At 44.2% G+C, this 9,362-nt stretch carries 7 protein-coding genes; 3 read left to right on the top strand and 4 right to left on the bottom strand.

From position 1 onward, the window contains the following. The 3 genes from GX089_03050 to GX089_03040 form a co-directional block, all read left to right on the top strand. Positions 1-279, top strand: a 279-nt coding sequence (locus GX089_03050; GenBank protein NLP01446.1) for an electron transfer flavoprotein subunit alpha/FixB family protein, incomplete at its 5' end; no start/stop codon positions are given. Positions 280-382: 103 nt separating this feature from the next. Then, positions 383-1,252 carry an ATP phosphoribosyltransferase gene (locus tag GX089_03045; GenBank protein ID NLP01445.1) on the top strand — a complete coding sequence of 290 codons (870 nt, stop codon included), beginning with the start codon at positions 383-385 and terminating at the stop codon, positions 1,250-1,252. A 537-nt stretch (positions 1,253-1,789) separates the two neighbouring features. Continuing rightward, the gene (locus GX089_03040) at positions 1,790-3,166 is read left to right on the top strand and encodes an MATE family efflux transporter (protein ID NLP01444.1); all 1,377 of its coding nucleotides are present in this window, start codon (positions 1,790-1,792) and stop codon (positions 3,164-3,166) included. 149 nt (positions 3,167-3,315) lie between these two features. On the opposite strand, the gene GX089_03035 is transcribed toward GX089_03040, so the two are convergent. From GX089_03035 to GX089_03020, 4 genes are all read right to left on the bottom strand, one after another. Beyond that, the gene (locus tag GX089_03035; protein NLP01443.1) at positions 3,316-4,035 is read right to left on the bottom strand and encodes a leucine-rich repeat domain-containing protein; all 720 of its coding nucleotides are present in this window, start codon (positions 4,033-4,035) and stop codon (positions 3,316-3,318) included. A gap of 327 nt (positions 4,036-4,362) precedes the next feature. Next, the gene (locus GX089_03030; protein ID NLP01442.1) at positions 4,363-5,403 is read right to left on the bottom strand and encodes a hypothetical protein; all 1,041 of its coding nucleotides are present in this window, start codon (positions 5,401-5,403) and stop codon (positions 4,363-4,365) included. Positions 5,404-5,592: 189 nt separating this feature from the next. Continuing rightward, positions 5,593-8,514: a DNA polymerase III subunit alpha gene (locus tag GX089_03025; GenBank protein NLP01441.1), complete on the bottom strand. Its 2,922-nt coding sequence runs from the start codon at positions 8,512-8,514 to the stop codon at positions 5,593-5,595. Between the two features lie 90 nt (positions 8,515-8,604). After that, a partial coding sequence (locus tag GX089_03020; GenBank protein NLP01440.1) for a hypothetical protein occupies positions 8,605-9,362 on the bottom strand: 758 nt, incomplete at its 5' end.

Raw genomic sequence — 9,362 nt, 5'->3', positions numbered from 1 at the left:
GTGGGTGCAAGCAGAGCGGCTGTTGATGCCGGGTGGATCCCCTACTCTCATCAGGTGGGCCAGACTGGAAAGACTGTCTGCCCGAAGCTCTATATTGCATGTGGCATTAGCGGTTCTGTACAGCACATGGCCGGAATGCAGTCATCAGACTTCATAATTGCCATAAACAAAGATCCTGAAGCAGACATTTTCCAGATCGCAAATCTGGGAATTGTAGGTGATGCTCTTGAAGTACTCCCTGCATTGACGGCTGCATTCAAGGAAAGGCTTGGAAAATAATTTTCAATTGTTTCTTCGATCCTGATGTGGTTTCAACGTCAGTGAGAAAAACAGCAGTGTAATTCCGGCGGGAAATCCGCCTTTTTCCGATTTCTGGAGTAGTATGAAACTTACACTTGGTTTACCTAAAGGCAGTCTTGAGGATTCCACTTTCAGTCTTTTTTGCAAAGCCGGAATCCGTATAAGAAAGAGTGAACGCTCCTATTATCCTACCAGTGATGATCCTGAGCTTGATCTGATCATTATGCGCCCCCAGGAGATTCCCCGTTATGTTGAAAAGGGGATCCTCGATGCGGGTATAACGGGGCAGGACTGGACTGAGGAGAACAATGCGAAAGTCGTGGAAGTGACGGAATTGCGATACAGCAAAAGTACCCGTCAGAAATGCAGGTGGGTTCTTGCGGTTCCCGAAGATTCACCTTTCAAGAAAGCTGAGGATCTTAACGGGAAACGAATTGCAACTGAACTTGTTGACACTACAAAGAGATTCTTTAAAAAGAGGAATATTCCTGTTAGTGTCGAGTTTTCATGGGGAGCAACAGAAGTAAAACCTCCAAGACTTGTTGATGCAATAGTAGATATAACCGAAACAGGTTCATCACTGCGTGCCAACAGGCTCCGCATTATCGAGACTATTATTGAAACCTGCACTGTAATAATCGCCAACAAAGATGCGTGGAAAGACACCTGGAAGAGAAATAAACTGGAAAATCTCAAGATGCTCCTTCAGGGAACTCTTGATGCGGAGAATTACATAGGATTGAAATGCAATGTTCAGGAAGCTAATCTTGAAAAAGTCATAAAGGTACTCCCCTCACTTCACAATCCTACCATATCTCATCTGTATGATAAGGGATGGTATGCGGTAGAGACTATACTTCCCTTTCAGGACACAAAGCATATCATACCTCATCTGAAACGGGCTGGGGCTTCGGGGATTGTGGAATATCCTGTAAGCAAAGTAATACCATAGCGTTCATCAGTGGTGCAGTACTCGTAATCGTAATCGATTCTTAAAATGAGAGGAAATCGTTTACGATTCGAGTACGTTTTATTCTTTCCTGTTCGAACTCATACCATTGTTTGTCATTTCTACGGGCCTTCGAAATGAAATCCTGTATTATTCTTTGCCTTAACCGAGTGTTTCTGCTTTTTCACATCTGTTCGAAATAGCAGAAAACATTAAACCGTACTCGCAATGTGTTCACCAACATTGAATGGACCACAGGGCAGATCCAACATGTCTTATAAAGGTGTTTAATTATGTATAACAGCTCAAGCACACACAAGAGATCAGCCGATACTATTTTTCTAACCCGGATTGGTTTAAAAAGCGTTTTATCTGTGTAATTATCCTATTGAAGGTGTCCGATTCATCAGGATTACTTTACATTTCTTGGATGGTGCGGAATGTACGCACCAGTAAATCTGGGTGGAAGAAGCTTTTTCGATACCGATTCCGATACCGACCCCGATGACCGGGAAAACAAACAGTTGAATTTGAAATAAAATGTCAATGAAGATTCGCCTGAATAAACAAATCATATCCATAGCTCTACCGGTGATGGTGCAGAACCTGGCTTTCTATGCCATGCAGTTCACCAATACCGCATTTATTGGACATTACAAAATTGAGGGTTTATCTGCAATAAACAATGCGATGATCCCTTTCCACATGTTTTTTTCATTTTTCATTGCTCTTTCGCAAGGTACTACTATCATGATTGCTCAGGCAATCGGAGCGAAAGATTATAAGAGAGCCAGTCATGTAGCCGAAACCTCACTGTATTACAATCAGATAATCTCTTTCGGTTACTTTCTTTTCTGGTTACTGGGTGGAAAATATGTGCTTATCCTGATGGGTGTTGAAGGTGAAATACTGAAGATGGGTACGATTTATGTACAAGTACTCTCAGGTGTTTTCCTTACCACTGGAATGAACCTCACTGCATCGGCAATTTATCAGGGGATTGGAAGAACCACTCCGATAATGGTAAATAACATCATTCGATCTCTTGTAAACATTGTTCTTGATTATCTTCTGATTTTCGGTAAATTTGGTTTTCCGGAGCTTGGGATTACAGGTGCTGCACTGGCTACGCTTATCAGTTCCACAATAAATAATGTTTCTCTTGCTGAGCGATCACTTAAAAATGGTGTTATCGAAGTGACCTTGAGAGGAGCACTGCGTCCTGTCAAAGGGGTTTACAGGAAGGTTTTCATGTTCGGTTCTCAGGCTGGAATGGAGTTCATGCTTTTTATGGGTGCCCAGGTTGTGCTCATTCGGATGCTCAACACCACCGATCCATTAAGCGCAGGTCTTTATGGTATCATAAATACCCTTCTGAATTTATCGGTAAATATTTACCTTGGGGTCGGAGTCGCTGCTACAACCCTTGTTGGGAGAGCAACAGGGGCCAGAGAGCATCGCCAGGCGCTAAGTATAGGCAACAGGTGCGTACTTTATGCTCTCGTTGTGTGTACTGCCATAGGGCTGCTCTTTGTAACTGCTCCATCAGGCATTCTGCATCTTTTCAGTTCTGATGAAAAGATACTGGCACAGCTTAGTCCTTTATTAATGATAATGGTCCTTATCTCTTTTCCCAAATCGGTCAATATTGTGGCCGGTAACTCCATAAGAGGGACTGGAGATGCACGCTGGATGCTCATAACACAATTTATAGGTACAATAATGATCATTGCCGTTTCAGCACACATGATTTTTGTAGTCAAGATGGGACTTGCCGGGCTTCTTTTGGCCAATTTCGCTGATGAGTTCTGGAGATCAATTGTAAATTACGGCAGATTTATCATCGGCGGGAAAAGGCTGGCATCGAGGGATCCCCTACCCTGCTCTGCCACTATCACAGACAATGTGAGAGTTTGAGTTCTCCAATAGGACACTAAATTGGTTGTTAAGTCACGGAATCTCTATGGATAAAAAAAATAGTGAACTGCTGTTGATTCAGAAAGAAAAAGCCCCAAAGGGGCTTTTCTTTAAAACAAGGGGAAATACTCCTCCTCAAAGCAAAAGAATTACCAGCACTTCTGTGTTTCTTTATATCTATTATCGAGTTTTATCATCCATGCTTCAATTTTTGGATCCAGTTTGCAGAGCTTGTTACCGATCAGATCAATATAGCCTAATTTCATATTCGTAATTCCGACGGGCAGGGTTGAAAGGCGATTGTCTTTGAGGTAAAGCTCCTTCAGAGATGTAAGTTCAGTGATGGCGCTGGTAAGAGATGTCAGTTTATTTCCCCACAGCCTGAGAATTTCCAGCTTCTTCAATCCCCTGATCTCATCAGGAAGTGTTTCCAGATCATTATGGCGCAGATCAAGATCCTTAAGATTTTCCAGCTTGCCTATCTCAATAGGTAAGGCACTGATTTTATTACTGTTTACATCAAGTTTCTCAAGAAGTGTAAGATTCCCGATTTCCGGCGGAAGGCTTGTAATTGTGTTGTCTTTACATGAAAGTAAGCGCAGAGCTGTTAGTTGACCGATTTCAGGCGGCAGAGTACTGAAACCGTCTTTACTGACATCTTTGTTGTTCAAATTAAGACTGACAACCCTACCCTCTTCTATTTTGGCAACATCAGTAACGGATACATCTTTGAGGCCGCACTTATCAAGTATAGTCCTGACCACTTTGATATCATCACCATACTCACTGCTGCCACCCGGAGCAGAAGTTTGTTCCTGCGCCGCCAACATTGCAAATAGCGTCGAAAGAATCAATGCAATTCTGAACATGGTTCCCCCCCATTCTGATTCTTTTTTTGTGTGAGATTGAATAACATTCTAACCACTCTGATAATTTAGAACCTTATATATAATATAAAGTCTTATACACTTATTATCCAATCAATGTGTCAGGTTCTTAACAAAGGGATATAATATATCTCAAAGATGATTTTAGGATTTAACGGTTTAAGGTCAGGGGAACGGACTATCTTTTTACTTTTTTCTGCTGCTAAATCTGTGATGTTATCCACGGATTTCTTCGTCAGCTATTTTCTAAAGTCGAGTGTTCCCGGGCAGTAAAAATTTACATGGTGCAATGAATTGCCGATGCTATCATTACCACTGTTTTTCATTCATTATTTGTTTCTGAAGAAAAGCGATCCTTTCTATGGACAGGCCAGTATAGAAAGCAACTTTTTCGGCAGGTTCACCATTTTTAAGCATATTGAGAGCAACCTGCTCGACTCCCTTTTCTGTACCTTGTTTAATCCCCCTCTCAGTTCCTTGCTTAAACCCTTGTTCAACACCTCGCTTATATCCTTGTTCAACTCCTTGTTCTATTCCTTGCTCTCTCCCTTGTTCTATTCCCTTTTTAATGCCTATTTCAATTCCTTCTTTCAGACCTTCCTGTTTAAAATATTCCTTAATTGAAGACATTTTATACTCTCCGGTAATTATTGCTGTTTTTATCCTCTCAAGAACTCTTTCTCTTAAATCTAACGGGGCTGCAGAATCGATATAAAGTGATAACTCGTCAACATATTCCCCTGTATCTGCCTCATTTATCATCTCTTTTAAGATTACGAGAAAAAGGTCAACCTTCTTTATTATTGACCTGGTTCTGACATATTTAAGCCCCATTAGTGCCAGACGAAGCTGAGGTGAACCAACAATCTTCTCATCGGGAGTGTGGGAGATGTCGAAGAGCAGATATTGAAGCCTTGAGAAATTCTTTTTCAAAATGGACTGGTCCAGATCAAACGATAAAGGAATATCCCATTTTCTTCTGCCATGATATATTACCACGAGTATGGGGCCCTCATGCTTTTCCGATTCAGGGATATCATTTTCAACAGAGTTTAAGTAGTGTTTTAATTGAATTAAGGTTCTTTTATCCGGGGTACTCTTATGCTCAAAAAGAAGATAGATGTAAAGTGACCTGGTTTTATCAAAGAGTCGATAGACTATATCAGACCGAAATTCATTGAGGAGCCCATCAACTGTGTCGTTTTTTATCGCGCTGGAAAGGCTAAAATCGATCTCGACCTTTGTGTCTGGAAATAAGTACGAGCAAACGAAACTGGAGACTACCGCGGTTTTGCCGAACATTGCCTTGAAGAAACGGTCATGAGGAGTTTGCAGCCGTTTTCTTTTCATGAAAGGCAATATACATAAGGGAGAATAAGATATTTCCTCCTTATAGAAGCTTCTTTCAACTAAAAAGCAGTCTCATAAAAGTAAAAAAGTAGTCTGTCCCCTGCTGAAAAAATTCCCCCTCGAAGCCCAGTTGATATACCAAAGATGACATTCGATACCGATACAGATTCCGACCCCGATATAGATGCCTCAGGAGGGCTTTTGAAGTCCGCAGACCTCAAGAATCGCCACTCCAAACTCCTCTGTGACACGGCCTGAGACCAGAAATGCGCTGTGATGTTCGAGGATCGATGCTGACTTTCTGTAGATATCCGGGAAAAAGACGGTCTCAATAAGGCCGGTTTCATCCTCGAATGTCACAAATTCCATAGCTTCGCCCATTTTTGTGGAAACTGTTTTTGATGTAATACACCATCCAAGAATCGTTACCCTGCGGCCAATGAATTTTTCGATATCAGCCGCCTTGATCAGCCCTTTGGCTTTACATCGGATAAGGGTCACAGGATGACAGCAGGAGAGAAAACCAAGCATACGGTACTGACTGATCAGGTACTGATGAACCGAGAGTGTTTTGAGTCCAGGTGTTATCTCATCTTTACCGCTCCGGAAAAACCGCCTCATCTGCCAGAACTGCTGTGACCGGTTTACACCCCTGCACATATTATCACACGCACCGGCCAGTATGAGTTTTTCCGCATCAGACTCCCCAATCCCGGTTCTGGAAAGCAGATCTTCAATCCCGGTATAGATCCCCTGTTTTCTGCGATTTTCTATAATCCTCTCCTGCGCGTCTATTCCAAGTCCCTTTATCTGACAGAAACCCACTATTATTGAATCCCCTCTGGAGTAATAACGGTATTCACTCTGGTTTACATCCGGAGAAATTACCTTAAGCCCCATCCTCTGTGACTCGCTTATATAAGCCTGTGTGGAATAGTATCCGCCGTAATTGGACAGAACTGCAGCCATGAAAGCAGCCGGAAAATGTGCCTTCAGATACGCCGACTGAAAGGAAACCTGGACATAACTCGCGGAGTGTGGTTTACAAAACGAATACCCGCAGAAAGAAAGCATCATTTTCCATATCTCCTCTGTTGCATCCCTGCTGACCCCGTTTTTCCGTGCACCCTGGAAAAACTTGATACGGAAATCCTCGAATCTCTTCCCTTTCGCTTTTTTAGACATAATCTTTCGCAAAGCATCGGCATCTTCCGCTGAGAATCCGGCAAGAGACATCGCAACCCGTGATACGTCTTCCTGGTAAACCATTATCCCGAAGGTTTCAGAGAGCGTTTCCTGAAGTACCGGATGAGGTACTTTATATTGTGCACCGTGGAGCCTCTTAATGTACTCCCGGATATATTTATTCGCAGCAGGACGGATAATCGAGGAGTGAATCACAAGATGATCGAAATCACCGGCTCTGGTTTTACGCTGGAGAAGCCGCATGGCAGGCGATTCAGTATAAAACACACCCATCGTGTCTCCGCTGGCAAAAAGATCAATAGTTATCTTATCAGACTGCGGATCCCATCTGTTCTGGTCAAAGTCAATCCCCTCTCTCTTGATATTCTCAAGCGCATCGCGGATTACCGCAAGTGAGCGGTTTCCAAGAAGATCTATTTTTACAAGCCCCATTTCTTCGGCACCATCCTTTTCCCATTGTACAATGGGATACCCTTTCGCTGATATCTGTACAGGTGCGACAGTATTAATCGGCTGAGGCGTAATAACCACCCCTCCGCAGTGTGTCCCGATTCCCCGGGGCATCCCTATAATCCGTCCTGCATCATTAAAAATAGCGGGCCAGGGATGATCGAAAACCATGTTATGCATGGAGGGCCACTGTTTGAGCATATCCTGAAGACTTGCGGCGTATTCGGGAAGATCGACAAAATACGGGATTCTGGACGTAACCCTGCTTATCTCATCTTCGGTCAAACCGTAGACACGCGCAACTTCTCTTATCGCCATTCTCGCACCGCAGGTTTGATGAGTAGCGATCATGGCCACATGTGCTTTGCCGTATTTGTCAAATACATAATCCAGAACAGAATCTCTCTCATCCCAGGCAAAGTCCACATCTATATCCGGCGGATCGATACGGCCCGGATTGAGAAACCGCTCGAACATCAGGTTGTAACGTATCGGATCTACATTCGTAATCCCCAGTGAATATGCCACTATACTTGCAGCTCCTGATCCACGTCCGCAGGTCCTCGGTGACTGCTTTACGATATCATCTACAACCAGGAAATAATCTGAGAAGCCTTTTTTGCAGATCAGTTCCAGTTCATACTCTATCCGCTTTACAATAACATCATTCAGTTCACCATATCTGGTTTTTGCGCCCTCGAATGTTCTTCGGCGAAGAGTATCCACCGATGATTTCTCAGAAGGAAATGCAGGCATTACAGGCGACAGGAGTTTTGTGCGTGATCTGATCTTTGCCGCAAAAGAGATTGTCGCCTCGATCGCATAATCGAATACTTCAAATATTTCCTCTAACTGCTTCCACGACAAGAAATTAGCTGCAGAATCAAAGAGTTCCGAGCGCGGGAGTCCGGAAAGAGTACCATTGATGTCTATTGCCCTTAACATGCGATGAGTCTGGCGATCCTGATCACACGTAAAGGCCATCATTGGCGCGATCAGACATGGAATCCCCTCTTTGCGAACCTGCTGCGGAGGAACCCTTGGCCGCTGCATCATGAAATAAACCTCACAAAAATCCCTGAGTTTCCAAATCAGTCCTGTGTCCGCAGTGACAGCATGAATTCCCCTGCTGTCACTGCGGATCGCGGCAACAAGGTTGAAAGAATCATCACAATGACTTTGACTTATAATACGGCATAGATTCGAAAACCCGGCATCCCCATCAGCATAAAGCACTGCAGTTCCGTCAGGGCCACTCATTTCTGCGGCGACTATCGGGGTGAGACCGTGTTCCTCACAGCATCGGAGAAACTCAGGAAGTCCGTAGAGATTGTTACGGTCCGCAATGGCAACAGATGAATACCCCAATTCCAGGGCAGTCCTGCATATCATGTCGGGTGAGAGAACTCCCCGGAGCAGGGAGAAGTGGCTGACAGCGTAAAGCAGGGGCTTCATAAAGGCGGTTTGTTTCCTATATCAAGTTCCGCTGTCCAGGAGAGCTTTTCCTGTCTCCTGCGCTTCTCACTCCAGCAACAGCAGTATCTTTCATGCTACCTGCCGTCCCCAGAATCTGATCGCGTTGTTGCCGTAATTATTCCGTATCGAATCGATAGCATCCATGAGGTGTTCCTCTTTCTCATTGTCAGAAAAGAGATCCACCTGACCGTAGGGAAATGTGAGATCATGGAATCCGATGCCTAACTCCGCGATACGCACTCGCCGGACCCGGATTTTCTGCAGTAGAGAAGCACAGTGTTCGTAGAGGCTCAGATCTCCTCTGATCGGCACCGGCAGGGTTATTCTTTTTGAAGCCTCTCCCCCGTCACTGTAGGTCAAATGGAGACGGATAGATTGTACTGCCAGGCCCATTTTTCGGACTTGTGCACCGGCTCTGGAGACAAGACCAAAAAGCGCGCAGGCAATCTCGTATTCATCATTGGTTTGCTCACCAAAAGTCAGTGTCTCACATACAGAAGGCGCAGGTTTCTCAATCTCCCGCACTGGAGTATCATCGATACCCCGGGCCTGGCGATAGATTTCATGTGCTGATGGCCCAAGAACAGATAGAAGTGAGTCCAGAGGAATATGGCTGAGATCCTTTATCAAACGGAGATTAAACTGGAGAATCTGTTCAAGAAGCCGCTTTTCGAGTCCAGGGAGAAAACTCACTGGAAGAGGAGCCATGAAATCCTCCTCACAGCCATTTAAGACCGTACACAAACCCGCAGGTTTTATGACACGGGTGGCAATTTTACTTACAAGACGGTTTTCAGCCAGGCCGACTGCACAATCGATACTGCATT

The organism is Fibrobacter sp., from assembly GCA_012523595.1.
Classification (GTDB): Bacteria; Fibrobacterota; Chitinivibrionia; order Chitinivibrionales; family Chitinispirillaceae; genus JAAYIG01.
This window is presented reverse-complemented; position numbering and strand designations above follow the sequence as displayed.

Coding starts and splice junctions, on each gene's coding strand:
- GX089_03045 (NLP01445.1), top strand. CDS start 383: ATGAAACTTACACTTGGTTTACCTAAAGGCAGTCTTGAGGATTCCACT.
- GX089_03040 (NLP01444.1), top strand. CDS start 1,790: ATGTCAATGAAGATTCGCCTGAATAAACAAATCATATCCATAGCTCTA.
- GX089_03035 (NLP01443.1), bottom strand. CDS start 4,035: ATGTTCAGAATTGCATTGATTCTTTCGACGCTATTTGCAATGTTGGCG.
- GX089_03030 (NLP01442.1), bottom strand. CDS start 5,403: ATGAAAAGAAAACGGCTGCAAACTCCTCATGACCGTTTCTTCAAGGCA.
- GX089_03025 (NLP01441.1), bottom strand. CDS start 8,514: ATGAAGCCCCTGCTTTACGCTGTCAGCCACTTCTCCCTGCTCCGGGGA.